Here is a 14759-nt window from a genome sequence, read left to right on the forward strand (position 1 = left end):
TTCAAGGTAAACACCTCTTTGTTATTCTAATCTTTCAATGGAAAACCTATTTAAACTTCTTTTTATATCTTCTAAAGTTCCTATCTTTTTTTCTATATAATCCGTTTTGGAAATGGCACTCGCCATGCCAAATTTGGCAGCTTCAAAATAATTGAAATTATAATTTATTATGTAGTACAATATTCCAGACATAAATGCATCCCCTGCTCCAAAAAGATGTGACTTTTCGATTCTTTCTTCTGGATTAAAAAGCCAGACACCCTCATTAGTCGTTATTACATCACCAAAAATCTGATAACTCATTACAACCAACCTTGCACCATTTTCTATGATTTTTTTTGATACATCAATAAAATCATCTATACTTTCCAAAGCTTTTCCGAAAATTTCTGTTTTTCTTCTAAAATCTGGTCTCACAACGGTAGGGCAATTATTTAAAATAGCTTCTTCAAAACAAGGTCCAATTGACTCCATATACGTAGTTTTTCCTCTTTTCTTAGCTTCCAATATCAGATCGGAATAAACACTATTTTTCAATCCTGGCGGAACGCTCCCTGAAACAACCACATGTTCCACTAGCGAAAGAGAATTTTTATATCTCCTTAAAAAATGATCATAATCTTTATCCTTAATTAAGGGACCTTTACTGTTTATCAATGTTATTACTTCTTTTAAGGGATCTATTATTTCAATGTTTTCTCTGCTTTCTTCTTCTGAATAAACAAAATTCATTGTTATATTATCATACGACGAAAGTTTGCTCTGAATAACATTACCTATGTGCCCCCCCAAAAAACCGCCTGCTATGGACTTTATTTGCAAATTAGATAGCATTATAGAAACATTAATCCCTTTGCCTCCAGGCTCCATTTTTGAATTTGAAGAATTTTCAACTCTATACATATTCCCTACTTCAAAATTTTCAATAATAACTTCTCTATCCAGCGAAGGATTTAAAGTAACAGATAAAAAATCGTACTCCATTAATTTCCTCCTAATACATTATTTTTTACTATCGTTGTAAACTTTGAAACTCCCTTTAGCGTCACTTTACTCGCTAACTTACCTTCAAAGAAAGGATTCTAGCCTGTTACCTTTTAAAAAGCAAAATATTATTTTTGAAAATCTTCTATTTTCTTGTTCAAATAATTACTGTCATTATATTATATCATATCAAACCTAAGTATTATTAACTGAAAAATTAAAATAACGGGTACAAAATACCCGTTATTTTAAAAAGATAATACTATTATAAAAGAACTATTATTATGCTTTTTTATCCAAGGCTAATTTTTCTTCATTTTCTGAATATCTTCTCATCCTTACTTTGTAGTTATATACACCTCTTTTTGAAGGATATTTTTCAGCATAACCTTCTTCGTACCAAAGTTTATCGGCATATTTTTTCCATTCATCGGCAAGTTGGTCTAATTCAGGAGCCAATTCATTAACAGTCCGCTCACTACCGGGATGCTGTGGAATAGCGTTGAACTTTTTTACCATTGCTCTAAATACCTTAGGATTATCTATTATAGGGCATGGTCTAAACAAATTATTGGAATAAGGAATAGTTCTCTTATAAGCCTCAAAAAACGGCGATTTTAATATATCTAAAATTCTCTTTTCCCTTATATTATCTACAGCAAACTGTTGGAAGACACAAGGTTCAGCATAACCTTTTGCGTTGATGTGTAAATACTTAGATCCCGCTGCCAAACAACCGTTGGTTAAAAAACCATGATTCCAAAAATCAGCAACAAAAGCAAACTTTCCACTTAATCTTAACTCTTCCAATTTGTAGAATCTTTCGTACCTTTGTTCAGGAGTAGGTACCAAATCCATTGACGCATCCGCTCCTACAGGCATAAATTGAAAAACCCACGCGTAACTCACATTGTTTTCTTTTAAGTACTCCCAAAAATCGTCGTTCATTATTGCATCGTGATTCTTTCTCGTTGCCGTGACGGAGGCTCCATATATAACACCATTCTCACTCAAGAGCTTCCAAGCATTCTGAATTTTTTCAAAAACACCTTTACCTCTTCTCCAATCGGTATCGGCTTCATACCCTTCCACTGAGATAGCCAATGTAGCATTACCTAATTCTGCCAACTTTTTAGCGTTTTCTTCATTAATCAAGGTCCCATTCGTATAAAGCAAAAAATAAGAATCGTTGAACTCTTCTAATACATCAAATAGATAAGGATATACAAATGGCTCTCCACCTGTTATAATGAAGAAATAGATACCCAAATCGTTAAATTGTCGAATTACATCAAAAATTTCCTCTTTGGAAAGCATGTACTTGTGTCCATACATAGCAGCATAACAGCCTACACATCTGAGGTTACATGCATATGTTGGAGAAAGTACAGCTAATTTTGGAAGAACGATTCCATGCTCATGCATCTTTTCCTGTCTTGTTTTTTCACCAATGGCAAATTCGTTAATGATTAGATTGTTTATTATTTTTTCAACAACTTTGGGATTAGATTTCTTAAACAAATTAGCCCAGTTCACGAGCATTGGATCATGATTTTCCGCCCCCGTAGCTAATTTTCTAAGTCCACTTTTCGCAGGTTCCTTAGAGAATTTCGATAAAGTCCATAACAATTTCCCCAGTTGATCTACATCAGAGTTTCTTACGACGCCGGTTATTAATTTAGAACTTTGTTTAAGTAACATATTTTTCATTGAGTCCACAACTGCCATACCGGACACCTCCTAATTTTTGTTATCTTCTGTAAAACTCAAAATCATTTTTTAAAATTTTCCTTTATTTCATCATTAGAAAATTCTATCCCTACGGCTCTGTATATAACTAAACCGTCAAACATTGCTTGTAACATAAATGCTTTAGTTTTCGAATTAAATAACTTTTCAAATTTACCAAGGATCTTTCCGTAATTTTCTTTGAATGTTTGAGTTAAAATTTTCATCATACTTTGATCATGTGTAGAATTCATTAAAATTTCAAACAATCGCATTAATTCTTTTGAAGGAAAAGTATTTAAAATTTCTGAATAAAGATTTGCATAAAAATCAGCACTTGCTTCCGCACAATCCTGAAAAAGCACGGATTCGTTTTCTTCAAAAAGTTTTTGGACTTTTTCCAACAGCGCACTAAAAGCAGAAACAATTAGTGCATTTTTATTTTTGAAATAGTTATATATAGAACCTTTAGACAGATTACACGAAAAGGCAACATCTTCCATCGTTATATTTGTCAAACCTTTTTCGCTTATTAAATCTAATGTTTTTTCTGCTATGTATTTTTTGCGTTCTTGTTTATCCAAAACCTTTACCCCTGTGTTCATTTGGATCACCTCTTTCCTGACTGACTGGTCAGTCATTTAAATTATAAACTATTGTGAAAAATAATTCAAATATGACTAAATTTGTCATATTTCTTATCGTACGATTTATAATCAGTTATAATTCTGTATTTATAGTTAATAGATAGCAAAAATATTAATCAGAATCAAAATCGTATTCTTTTAACTTAATATTTTCAGAAAAGACATTCTAATTACATATTTTGGTTGAAAGTTTTACTTTCTTTTCCTCTTTTCTGTTTTTCTCATTTCTCCTTTCAGTATTTTAAAAAGAAAAGATAATAAAACTAACCTTTGTTATCTTTTATGCACTTAAGACTTATTTTTACCCGGTCTATTTGAAAAAATATAGTTCTAAAATCTCTATTATGTTATAATTTATGTGTACAAAAAATTTATATAAATTATAAAGGTGGAATAAAATGCAAGTTGTAGTTATTAGAGTCGACGAAATCGGTCTAAAAAATAAAAACAAAATGTTTTTTATGAATCAACTTAAAAACAACATTCAAAACAAAATTTCGGAGCACGACATTGTCAAGATTTTCAACAACAGGATATATTTAATTCCTCAAGGCAATAGGGAGATAACCGAAAAAGATACTGATATTCTGAAAAAGATTTTTGGGATACACTCGTTTTCGATTGCTGAAAAAACCGATTTAGATATCGATTTAATTAAAAACAAGGTGTATGAGGTAGTTAAAAAATATCTTGAAAAAAACAACGATTATAAAACTTTTAAAATAAGTGTCAATAGAGCCGATAAATCTTTTCCTTATAACAGTCAAGAATTCGCAGGGATGATAGGTGAATTTACGTTGAACTATTTTCCTCAACTTAAAGTTGACTTAAATAACCCGGAGCTTAATGTAGAAATAGATATTAGGACAGAAGGGACTTTTATATTCAGCAGTCGCTTAGAAGGGCCCGGTGGTCTGCCCGTTGGTACATCTTCAAGAGGTACAGCTTTGTTGTCAGGGGGAATTGATAGTCCAGTGGCAACTCTTTTAATGATGCGACGGGGAATGTTACTAAATGCTGTGAACTTTTATAGTCCCCCATTTACCGGTCCTAAATCTTTAAGTAAAATTTTGAAAATTGGTTCTATAGTGTCTGAATATACTTCTTTCCCCTTTTATTTATATGTGGTACCCTTAACGAAGATCCAACTCCATTTCAAAGAGATAAAAGAAAACAAATATTCGGTTGTCCTACAAAGAAGATCTATGATGAGGATTACCAATAAAATTTCTGATATTACAAACACACATGTTTTGGTTAGTGGCGAAAGTTTAGGACAAGTAGCCTCACAAACCCTAGAAAATCTACTAACAATTTCTGACTCCAGCCAAAAAGTCGTTTTAAGACCACTTATAGGTTACACAAAAAACGAAACCATTAAATTATCCCAAAAATTTGGAATGTATGAAACATCTATTTTACCATACGAAGACTCCTGTAGCGTATTTATCCCCCCTAAACCTGCCACTAAATCAGATATAAATCACATAAAATCAATTGAAAATTCTTTACCACATTTAAGAGAATTAGAAAAAGAAGCTTTAGATGAAACAAAAAAATACAAGATTGAAGATAGAAAAGTCTCAGAAATTGATCACTTTGAATCATAGTCTTACGTATATTAGAGAAAAGGGACAAAAAGGAGGACATTCGATGAAAAAGGTATTAGAAACAATAAAGGCAGTTCTCTTCACAATATGGTTAATTATCGGATTTTTTGGTGTTGTTATTGTATATGGAAGTTATGTATTGATAAAAGCAAATATTTTGGAAAAACGGAAAGGGGCTAAAGCCTCTCAAGAATATATTAGAACAGTTGTATCTTGGTTTGGGAAGGTTACTTTTAAATTTTTAAATAGTAAGATTTCAGTTTATGGCGAAAAAAATATACCACAAGAAGGTCCTTATGTAATAGTAGCGAATCATCAAAGCATATTCGATATTCCTTTAATTTTAGGTTATATTTATCCAACAGCTTTTATAGCCAAAAAGGAACTTTCTATGATTCCTATATTAGGAAGTTTTATCAAAAGACTTGGCTCTATCTTAATAGATAGAAGTAATGTAAAAAGCGGCGCCATAGCTCTTAAGAAATTTGCAAAATTATCCCAATCAGGAGAAATAATCACCATTTTTCCGGAAGGTACAAGAAGTTTAGATGGTCAAGTTGGTGAATTTAAAAAAGGAACTCTTTTAATACCTTTTAGGTATAATATAAAAATATTACCCATCACAATAGATGGAACTATAAATATGAGTAAAAAAGGGAGTCTATTTATCAAACCTTCGAATATTAATTTATTCATACACGAACCAGTTGAACCAAAACACTTTGCTAGTGAAGGAGAATTAAGGGAATGTCTCAAAAGTATTATCGGTGAAAAGGTTACAAGTGAACCTCAACTGGCGTTGAAAGAGACCAGATCGTAATTTCAGTTTCCTAAAGGAGGTTTTAAACCATGAAAAAAGTAAGTAATGTTACCATGGGGATAGATAAAATATCAAATTCACCCATAGTCTTTTTAAAGGTAGAAGATACAAACGTTGTTGTACCAATATGGATAGGGCCTTGTGAAGCTGGAATCTTGGCTTTAATATTGAGAAACGAAGATTTTGAAAGGCCTTTAACCCACGATCTCATTGGAAATACCATAGAACAACTTAATGCTAAAGCTGTTAAGATAGAAATTGATGAATTCAAGGAGGATATTTATTATGCCAAATTAGTCCTGAAAGATAGTGATTCTAAGGAGATCTATATCGATGCAAGACCTTCTGATTGCATCATTTTATCGTTAAAATACAACCTACCTATTTACATAGAAGAAGAAATAGTATCCGAACATGGTATTGAAGCTTCTTTTATAGCCACAGAACAAGAAACCGAATTCAGACAAGATATTGAAAACTTCGATATAGACGAGCTAAGAAGGAAGTTTGAAAATAAAAATAAAAAAGATCAAGATGACGAATAATTTATTTATTAGTACGAGGTGGATCAATGGAATTTCTAAAATTATCTGAGTTTAAAAATATCTTTGACAAGAAGATAATGGATTTTTTTGAAAATTTAGACCTGGAAAACCATTTAAAAGACCCGTTGTTTTATTACATAGAAAGCGGAGGCAAGAGACTAAGGCCATGGATTATATATAACTTTGGACAAATCGTTTCTGTAAATAAAAAGAATTTATTGGACATTTCAATAGCTGTCGAAATTTTACACTCCTCATCACTAATACATGATGATCTACCTGCTTTAGACAACGCAAAGTTAAGAAGGGGAGGACTCGCAAACCATTTAAAGTTTGGAGAATATAGAGCTATACTAGCGGGAGATTATGGATTCACTCTCCCACTACAGATTATTGCTAATTTAGATAATATAAACGACAGAAATAAACTTCTTTTAATGGATTATTTTATAAAAACCATTTTAAAATTATTCCAAGGAGAAATGGAAGACTTAATCTTTGAAAAAGAAGTTAGAGATGTGAGTGAAAAAGAAATTCTTGAGATGTATTCAAAGAAAACGGGGGCGGTCTTTGGATTTTGTTTTGCATCTCCTTTTTTATTAACAGGGGAAGTACAGCTAGCTAAAAAAATGAATACAATAGGAACTAATTTCGGTGTTTCTTTCCAAATTTTCGATGATTTAAAAGATTTATTTACTACCGAAGAAGAAATTGGAAAAGAAACCAATAAAGATATAAACAAAAAAACTCTTTTAAGTTTTTATAACTATCAAGAAACACAAATAATTGCCGATAATATCTATAGAAATGTTTTACAAGAATTAGAAGAAATCAACCTAAAAGAACTCTCTCAAATTTTGAAGGAAGTTAGAAAAACTGTAGAAACCCGATAACAATCTCAAAAGGAGTTGAATTAGTTATTCAATTTAAACCCTTTAATTTTTTAAATAAAATTAAATATATGGAAAAAAAATACAAAATTCTTTTGTTTATTGTTGTTATTTCTATTGGGATACTGATTTTTTTTCTCATTTTTAAAAACTTCTTTTCCCCTCCAAAAGAAAGAATGCCTTCTTATACAAATATTCAAATAATTATACCTAATTTTGCTTTTTCTTCAAGGAAAAACGTTGAAATTCAACTTGTAGATAGAAGTACTTCAGAATATCAAGAATTGATCAAATATAAAAATTTTTATGGTGACATATATAAAATAACTTTCCAAGATGAAAGTAATGAATCTTCTATTTTACCAGTTACTGTAAGATATAGGATTCCAAAAGATAATTACTTCGGAGATAACTTCGTGAATTTCGCCTTGGCTTACATTACACGCGAAGATCCTCCTATTGTTTCAGAATTCAATGGGGGGAAAATAGTAAAAGTTGAGAATGAGTATTACATAGAAGCACAGACATTCCAAATAACTAAAGTAAATTATATAGGTCTAGTCATAGAATCTCCAGAAGAATCATCCGGTGGACTCAAGGTTATAAAAGAAGCACCACCAACTCTTGAACCTGATATTATTTTAATTCCTGGAACCGATCTCAACTTCCTTGGAAAGGTAATGAATGTACCTAAAAATGGCTATCCACAATCTTTTTGGTCCTCTTTTTTCCCAAATAGAACCATCTGGAGTTACAATTATCCATTGATATCTACTAGAAGCAAAATTTATAACGATTCTTTTTTGGGTTTTGTTGAAAGAACGGGGATTAATAGTTATATCGAATTTGAAGGAAGGAGACTTGCTCAAGAACTTTCTAGGTTTCCCAATAAAAAATTTGATATCATTGCACAAGGAGTTGGGGGATTAATTGCTCGATATGCCTTAGAGTCTAATCAAACAATTCAAAACGTTGAAAATTTAGTACTCATTTCTACTCCAAATAAAGGAAGCAATCTTGCCAACCCCCTTTTTTTCAATTTGCTTTTTGGAAAAAACACAGAGATATTATCTCAATTGTTTAATGTTGAGGATAGTACCATATTAAAAATTACCTCGCAAATTACTTCTTACCTAGATCAAATTAATTCATATTATGAAGACCTTATTCCCAACTCTCGGTTTTTGAATAAATTGAACTCTTTTGGCATAAGAAATGACATCAGATACTTAGCAATAATTGGTACTAATCCAGCAATTGAGGAAAATTTATCGGACAAATATATATCCAGACTGTATCCAGAATTTGTTCAAGGAGAGGGGGATGGAATAGTAACTGTTGACAGTGCCAACTTAGAAGGGATTGAAAAAACTTACTATTCTAAAAAAAGCTTTTATGAAATTTATAATGACGCTGATGTTCTGAATACGATAGTTAATTTTTTAGATGAATCTGTACCCTCATATTCAGTGGAGCCTTTTAAAGATGATAATTTTGTCGAATACACATACGAAGCAGAAGAGAAAAACGACTCTGCCGTCCAAAGTAAAAATACCTACCCCAGTATTGTTTCCACTTTTACCCTTCCATCACAGTATAAAGAAAGTACAATCTTACTTAATCCAACTAAGCAAGGAGAAATAGATGAAGATATAATGAGCATTATTGAAATAGGAGAAAACATCTACTTTAAAAGTCCTAATGCTATTTACAACAAAAATCTAGAAAAAATATTTTCCGACAAAATTATGGGCGGAATAGTATTTAACAATCAATATTATATATCTACCGTCAATGGCGTATACGTTTTGAATGAAAACAGTAAAATTGATAAAATTAATACAAAAATGCCTTCTAAAGGTACCGAAATTTACTATTTACCAAATATTGGTTTTTTAAGCGTGGAATATGAACCAAACAATTGTAAAGTCTATCTCAACGATTCTTTGATAAATGAAGTTAGTAATTTTATATCATTAAAAGTAATAAATGGTGAAGTATACGTTATTTTTGAAGATAAACTAACAAAACTACAAAACAATGATATCGTAGAATTAATAAATGATTCTACCATTCAAAATGTTTTAAAAACTCAGTTAGGAGAGATTACGGATTTTGCATTATATAACAATAACTACTTTATTTTATTTTCAAATTATAAGTTGGTCCTTTGGGATAGTTCAAAAAATGGATTACAACTTATAGAAGACGGGAATATAGGAAGACTAAAATTACAAATATTTAATGATAAATTATTTGTATTTGGAAAAGATCATGTGAGCTACCTACTTTTAAAAGAAGCTATTTTCCCTGGCTTTTTTCAGAGATCTAAAACTCACATAATCGATGTCCTTATAGATAAAAGAAGCAAAGGATGGATGATTACTAAAAATAACCGAATTGAAATAATAACATTTTCCTTGTGAGGTGAGTCAACATTAAGAAAGCTCTTACTCTTTTAATCATGCTTCTTCAAATAATGTTAATATTCTCCGATAATTATGGTATTGCTTACGAATACTATATGAATGGCCTAAAATACTATAGAAATGCCCAATATGATTTAGCTCAAAATTTTTTTGAGCAGACCTTGCAATTATCACCTAGATTAGAAAGTGAAATACCTGAAATAAAAATGTATTTAGGATTATCTGCATTCCACAACAACGATTATACTACAGCTAAAATATATTTGCAGCCATTTAAAGGTATTCCTCTTGTAGATGAAGCTTTAAATGTTATTGAATCTTTACCACCAGAATCAGATGATTTCTACTCTTTAAATTCTCCAAATCTAAAAATTAATAACGCTCAACCATTCGAAGAAGAACAGCAAAGCTTTAACTATTTCACTTTTTTTATCGTAATGCTAATAATATTTGTAATTTCTTTAGCCGCCTCATTTTTTACTATTTTTTTGGTCCGCAGACATGTCTCTTTTGAAAAAAAGGAAAATGTGTTAAATGAAACGGAAACTCTGACCAATATAAGCAAAGTTGAAACCCAAGGGATCAAATACAAAACAATAGATCAATTTGATGAACCACACATAAAAAAAGTTTGGAAGGTATCATCCCCTTTGAAAAAACTTATAGGGATAACTTCGAATGAAGACATTTTGTCAGAAGAAAACAATATAGCGAAAGCCCACAAAGATGGAAAATTAAATGAGATAGAAGAGCTTGAAAACAAACTTGATAAAGATATAGACGATATCTTAAAAGAATCAAACCTTGAAGAGATTGAAGAAATTCTAAATGAGTTAGAAGGTAATGATGAAAAAAGCAACATTCAAGAACCAGGCACTTTTGAAGAAGAAAGCAAAGAAAAACACCGAGAAGAATATTCACATTTGGAAAATGTTATAAAACCTGATACAGAGATAAGAAATAACTATTCTTTGATAATGGAAAAAGAAGAAAAAGAATTATTATTTGAAGATGAACTAAATAATGATCTTTTTGATATAACTAAGGAACTAGATACAAAAAAACTTTCTCAAAATAGTTTACAAAAGTTCTTTCATAAATTATTTTATGATGTTAACAAGGACAAAATATAATTAAAATATGAAATATTGATTTTCTATATAATTATTGATATAATATATTAGATTCAAAGTAACAAATAGCGAATGCGGATGTGGCTCAGTTGGTAGAGCTCCAGCTTCCCAAGCTGGGAGTCGCGGGTTCGAGTCCCGTCATCCGCTCCAAAAGCTGAAGGGGCTGAATGAAGCTCCTTCTTTGTTTGTATGAGGTGTAAAAATGGCTTTGAAGATTGAAAGTGGAAAATTTAAGAATATTAACATAGATACGGTTGATGATCCTAGGACAAGATATACCCCTGCTACTTTAAGAAGGGCTCTGATGAGTATTTTTGATTTTTCAGGCGCTAACTTTTTAGAATTTTTTGCAGGAAGCGGAATAATGAGTTTCGAAGTTATAAGTAATGGAGCAAAAAGCTCCACAATGGTAGATATTTCATCAAAAGCGGTGAGATCAATTTTAAAAAACGCTAAATCTTTAGGAATATTAGACAATATAAAGGTTATAAAATCGGATTTTAGAAAATCCATTACAAAACTTTCAGGTGAACAGTTTGACTACATATTCGCTGATCCTCCATTTAATAATCGTTATGTTCAAGAATTTCTAAAATTCATAGATTCTAATGCATTTTTAATTAGAAACGGCGGTTATATTATTATTGAAAAATATAAGGATGAAAAATCCGATTATATGCCAAAAAATATAATTATAGAAGAAGTAAGAGATTACGGTGATATTGAAATTCTAATCTGTTTTAAACCATAAAAAAAGGGCCTTAATAAGGCCCTAATTTGGAAATGAATTCTTCCGGGGACAGAACACTCCAGGAGGGAGGGTAACCTACAAAAGTGCTCTGTAAATGTATTATACATCATGAAATTTTTTTCTCAAAATTCAATTATAGGCAATTACTTTCAATTAATGACGATTAAAGTCATTTAACTCCATTTAAGTCAATAAATCTCAAAAATAGAAAAAATTTCATTATTTGATATTATATTTTTATTAAAAGGAACGTTTGAAAAAAGAGGTACATAATCTAATGTATGTCCAAAAGTACCCCAATTTATACCCACAGCATCGTTTAAGGTTTCATAAAAAGTTTTGATCACAGTCGACTGATGAGTTACATTTTCTCCTGAATTCTTGATATCATAAAACTCTTTTTCTAAATCGAACGTCACACCTAATTTTTCTTGAAACTCTTCATAGTTATTAGATTGTTTAAATGTACTTATTAGCTTTTCATACGAATACTCACTGCGCTGAAGTTTATTCAATGCTAAAAATCCATCTCCTAAACTTAAACCTCCGGTTGAATGATCCGCAGTCACTATGATCAAAGTTTCTTGAGGATATCGTTTATAAAAATCAATTGCAACTTTCACGGCGTGGTCAAAATCTAATATTTCGTTTATCAATGAATAAGTATCATGTGCGTGTGCGGCATGATCAATTCTTCCCCCTTCTATCAAAATAAAAAAAGGAGAACCATCAAATTTACTTAATGCATAATTTAAAGTTTCTTCTAACGTAACTCTTTTTGGATCATCTGTTAAAAAGGGAAAATTCCCATAATACAACATAATAATCTCATTATCAAGAGGTGAAATTTCATTAAGTTTCTCTGTGTACAAGTATCCGTATTCCCTTGTATTTCTATCCTTAAAATAAGCTTTTCCTCCCCCTATGAAAAGATCAAAATTGCTTTCTAAAAGATCTTGCGTTATTTTTTGGTAATCTCTTCTATTTTCAACGAAACCATAAGCTCCTGCAGGGGTGCCATCGATAATGGTGTTAGTTGTTATGACACCAATTTTGTACCCTCTCTTTTTTAGTTCATAAGTAATGGGAAGTATTCTTTCATCATCAGGGCCAATGTTTATTCTATCGTTGTAGGTTTTTTCTTTTGATAAAATTGCTGTTATGGCTGCTGCTGAATCCGTTACACCATTCATCGATGAAGTTTCAACCATTCCATAGTAAGGGAGTTCTAGCATGTGCAGGTGATCTGTGTATAAATATTGTTTGTACATATTAGATAACTGCATATGTGGTATCCCCATTCCATCTGCTACAAACAAGAAAACATAGTCAAATGAAAAAGAAAGATAAATTAAAAGGGTAATGAGAAAAACCAACAAAATTTTTTTCACTTCTAACACCTTCAATGTTTAATTTTTGTTTCAACTAAATCTTCAAACCCCTTATCATCTAATTTATCAAAATTATTTAAAATATATCTTTCTAAACCAAATATCTTTTCTTTGTCGAAGTTCAATCTTTCCATGAAAGATATTACTTTCTCTCCATAAGGTTCATCATAAAAACCTGCTTTTTTTAGTTCAGTTTCTTCAAAATACTTCTCTGGAGAAACTTCTCTAAGAAACAATAATGAATTAGTTTCTGCTAGGATTTCGTGCCAAGTATCATTCGAGGAAGTTTTTACCTTGTAACCGAAAAAATAATGAGATAACTCATGAATTAAATCCTTGACAGAATTAACAACATAAATACTGGGCAAAACTTGAAAAGACCTACCTTGATCCATATAAAGAATATACATAGGTTCATCGATTTCTGAAATATTTTCTAAAAAATCTTTAGATTCAACAATCCAATTTTCCAACCATTTTTTGTTATAAAAAAAATTATCATAGTTATACAGAGTATTTTTATTTTTGAAATAAACCATTGCTGTTAAATCGTTACTTTGCCTTTGAATTAAAGTTTCTCCATTTTGTCGTGGTAAAAAACCGTTTTGTACATTTAACAAGACAAACTCTTCAAAAGGAATTGGTGCGTAAAAAAAGATAGTTTTTTCTATAAAGCTGTGTTCTATATCTTGATAGAAAATTACCTTTGTTAACCCCGTCGAAAATATTCTAATATTGTTATCTTCTTCATCAACAAAAGTTACTGGATAAAAGAAAAAAAATAGAAATAAAACAAAAACAAAAATAACGAGTAAAGTCCTTTTTTTCTTATAGAAGTTCATCTTCATTCCTTCCTCAACAATTAGAAAAGTTACCCAATTTGAATGCTAATGATTATGTAAATTACATACAAAGTAAGCAGTATGAAGCCCAAACCTCTTCCAACTTTTCTATCTTTTTTGATCAGTGTACCAAACAACAAGACCAATGCCAGTAAAAGCCCATACGATACATCAAAAGTAACCGGTCTATCTGCCCTGGCACCATTTATTAGCGCTGATATACCAAGTATGGCAGCGATGTTGAATGTATTGGAACCAACTATATTTCCCATCACTATATCATCCGAATGTTTGACGGCTGCGATAATAGCGGTAACTAATTCCGGAAGGGAAGTTCCTATAGCAACTATAGTTACCCCAATCAAAGATTCTGAGATCCCAATACTTTTAGCAAATATAACTGCATTACTTACCGTCAATTCTCCCCCTATTATCAACATAGCCAGCCCCAAGGCAGAAAAAGTGATTATTTTAGCCCAAGACTCTTCTTTTTCAACTTTTTTCATTTCTTCGTTTTCAACAAGTTGTTTCCTGACTTGTTGATCATTTTTTGCCATATAATAAAGATAAGCCATAAAAATAAGCAAAAAGGTTATCAATATCATTCCATCGTATCTAGTTAATATGCTATTCCCTTCCATTATCATTGCAAATATAACCACTGAAATAATAAGCAAAAAAGGCATTTCTATGTTTACTGTAGATTTTTGAATTTTTGTTGGGGAGATTAAAAAGGAGATTCCTAAAATTAAACCAATATTTGCAACATTTGAGCCAAGAACATTTCCTAAACCGACACTGGCTCCTTTTATAGACGAGGAAACCGTAACAACTAATTCAGGAGCACTGGTACCAAAGGCCACTACCGTCAACCCTGCAAATAGTTCGGAAACACCTAATTTTCTTGTCAATCCAAGGGCACCTTCTATTAACCTATCTGCACCTCTTATTAAGAGAAAAATACCTAAAGCGATTAACAGAATATTCAC

13 protein-coding genes and 1 tRNA gene are annotated in these 14759 nt (G+C 31.1%); 8 read left to right on the top strand and 6 right to left on the bottom strand.

Going from position 1 to position 14759, the window contains the following annotated elements:
- Positions 1–21 precede the first annotated feature (21 nt).
- The 3 genes from X929_RS09080 to X929_RS09090 all read right to left on the bottom strand — a co-directional run bounded on the left by X929_RS09080 (position 22) and on the right by X929_RS09090 (position 3317).
- Positions 22–984 carry a 1-phosphofructokinase family hexose kinase gene (locus tag X929_RS09080; RefSeq protein ID WP_103067702.1) on the bottom strand — a complete coding sequence of 321 codons (963 nt, stop codon included), beginning with the start codon at positions 982–984 and terminating at the stop codon, positions 22–24.
- A gap of 282 nt (positions 985–1266) precedes the next feature.
- Entirely contained in the window at positions 1267–2712 is a 1446-nt protein-coding gene (locus tag X929_RS09085) for a radical SAM/SPASM domain-containing protein (RefSeq protein WP_103067703.1), read from the bottom strand.
- Between the two features lie 44 nt (positions 2713–2756).
- Positions 2757–3317, bottom strand: a complete 561-nt coding sequence (locus tag X929_RS09090; protein WP_169925023.1) for a TetR/AcrR family transcriptional regulator — start codon at positions 3315–3317, stop codon at positions 2757–2759.
- A gap of 440 nt (positions 3318–3757) precedes the next feature.
- Here X929_RS09090 and thiI point away from each other — a divergent pair, with 440 nt between their 5' ends.
- From thiI to X929_RS09130, 8 genes are all read left to right on the top strand, one after another.
- Positions 3758–4969: a tRNA uracil 4-sulfurtransferase ThiI gene (thiI, locus tag X929_RS09095; protein ID WP_103067705.1), complete on the top strand. Its 1212-nt coding sequence runs from the start codon at positions 3758–3760 to the stop codon at positions 4967–4969.
- A 43-nt stretch (positions 4970–5012) separates the two neighbouring features.
- Positions 5013–5789: a lysophospholipid acyltransferase family protein gene (locus X929_RS09100; RefSeq protein WP_169925024.1), complete on the top strand. Its 777-nt coding sequence runs from the start codon at positions 5013–5015 to the stop codon at positions 5787–5789.
- Between the two features lie 29 nt (positions 5790–5818).
- A complete protein-coding gene (locus X929_RS09105; RefSeq protein ID WP_103067707.1) occupies positions 5819–6334 on the top strand; it encodes a bifunctional nuclease family protein in 516 nt (171 codons plus the stop codon).
- A gap of 26 nt (positions 6335–6360) precedes the next feature.
- Complete coding sequence (locus X929_RS09110) at positions 6361–7227, top strand: polyprenyl synthetase family protein (protein WP_103067708.1); 867 nt, start codon at positions 6361–6363, stop codon at positions 7225–7227.
- A 68-nt stretch (positions 7228–7295) separates the two neighbouring features.
- On the top strand, positions 7296–9650 hold the full coding sequence (locus X929_RS09115; RefSeq protein WP_103067709.1) for a lipase family protein: 2355 nt from the start codon (positions 7296–7298) through the stop codon (positions 9648–9650).
- Between the two features lie 38 nt (positions 9651–9688).
- Positions 9689–10786: a tetratricopeptide repeat protein gene (locus tag X929_RS09120; protein ID WP_103067710.1), complete on the top strand. Its 1098-nt coding sequence runs from the start codon at positions 9689–9691 to the stop codon at positions 10784–10786.
- Positions 10787–10860: 74 nt separating this feature from the next.
- A tRNA-Gly gene (locus X929_RS09125) sits at positions 10861–10936 on the top strand.
- A 52-nt stretch (positions 10937–10988) separates the two neighbouring features.
- The gene (locus X929_RS09130; protein WP_103067711.1) at positions 10989–11537 is read left to right on the top strand and encodes an RsmD family RNA methyltransferase; all 549 of its coding nucleotides are present in this window, start codon (positions 10989–10991) and stop codon (positions 11535–11537) included.
- Between the two features lie 188 nt (positions 11538–11725).
- Here the strand turns inward: X929_RS09130 and X929_RS09135 are convergent, their stop codons facing one another.
- The 3 genes from X929_RS09135 to X929_RS09145 are packed head-to-tail and all read right to left on the bottom strand — an operon-like array spanning position 11726 to position 14759.
- Positions 11726–12928: an alkaline phosphatase gene (locus tag X929_RS09135; protein WP_146255792.1), complete on the bottom strand. Its 1203-nt coding sequence runs from the start codon at positions 12926–12928 to the stop codon at positions 11726–11728.
- An 11-nt stretch (positions 12929–12939) separates the two neighbouring features.
- The gene (locus X929_RS09140) at positions 12940–13770 is read right to left on the bottom strand and encodes a hypothetical protein (protein ID WP_103067713.1); all 831 of its coding nucleotides are present in this window, start codon (positions 13768–13770) and stop codon (positions 12940–12942) included.
- Between the two features lie 29 nt (positions 13771–13799).
- Complete coding sequence (locus tag X929_RS09145) at positions 13800–14759, bottom strand: calcium/sodium antiporter (protein ID WP_245858703.1); 960 nt, start codon at positions 14757–14759, stop codon at positions 13800–13802.

It is taken from the genome of Petrotoga olearia DSM 13574 (assembly GCF_002895525.1).
Lineage (GTDB): Bacteria > Thermotogota > Thermotogae > Petrotogales > Petrotogaceae > Petrotoga > Petrotoga olearia.

Bases quoted from the DNA above. Each gene is read 5' to 3' on its own strand.
- X929_RS09140 (WP_103067713.1), bottom strand. From the start codon at position 13,770: ATGAACTTCTATAAGAAAAAAAGGACTTTACTCGTTATTTTTGTTTTT.
- X929_RS09115 (WP_103067709.1), top strand. From the start codon at position 7,296: ATGGAAAAAAAATACAAAATTCTTTTGTTTATTGTTGTTATTTCTATT.
- X929_RS09100 (WP_169925024.1), top strand. From the start codon at position 5,013: ATGAAAAAGGTATTAGAAACAATAAAGGCAGTTCTCTTCACAATATGG.
- X929_RS09105 (WP_103067707.1), top strand. From the start codon at position 5,819: ATGAAAAAAGTAAGTAATGTTACCATGGGGATAGATAAAATATCAAAT.
- X929_RS09090 (WP_169925023.1), bottom strand. From the start codon at position 3,317: ATGAACACAGGGGTAAAGGTTTTGGATAAACAAGAACGCAAAAAATAC.
- X929_RS09130 (WP_103067711.1), top strand. From the start codon at position 10,989: ATGGCTTTGAAGATTGAAAGTGGAAAATTTAAGAATATTAACATAGAT.
- thiI (WP_103067705.1), top strand. From the start codon at position 3,758: ATGCAAGTTGTAGTTATTAGAGTCGACGAAATCGGTCTAAAAAATAAA.
- X929_RS09080 (WP_103067702.1), bottom strand. From the start codon at position 984: ATGGAGTACGATTTTTTATCTGTTACTTTAAATCCTTCGCTGGATAGA.
- X929_RS09120 (WP_103067710.1), top strand. From the start codon at position 9,689: ATGCTTCTTCAAATAATGTTAATATTCTCCGATAATTATGGTATTGCT.
- X929_RS09110 (WP_103067708.1), top strand. From the start codon at position 6,361: ATGGAATTTCTAAAATTATCTGAGTTTAAAAATATCTTTGACAAGAAG.
- X929_RS09085 (WP_103067703.1), bottom strand. From the start codon at position 2,712: ATGGCAGTTGTGGACTCAATGAAAAATATGTTACTTAAACAAAGTTCT.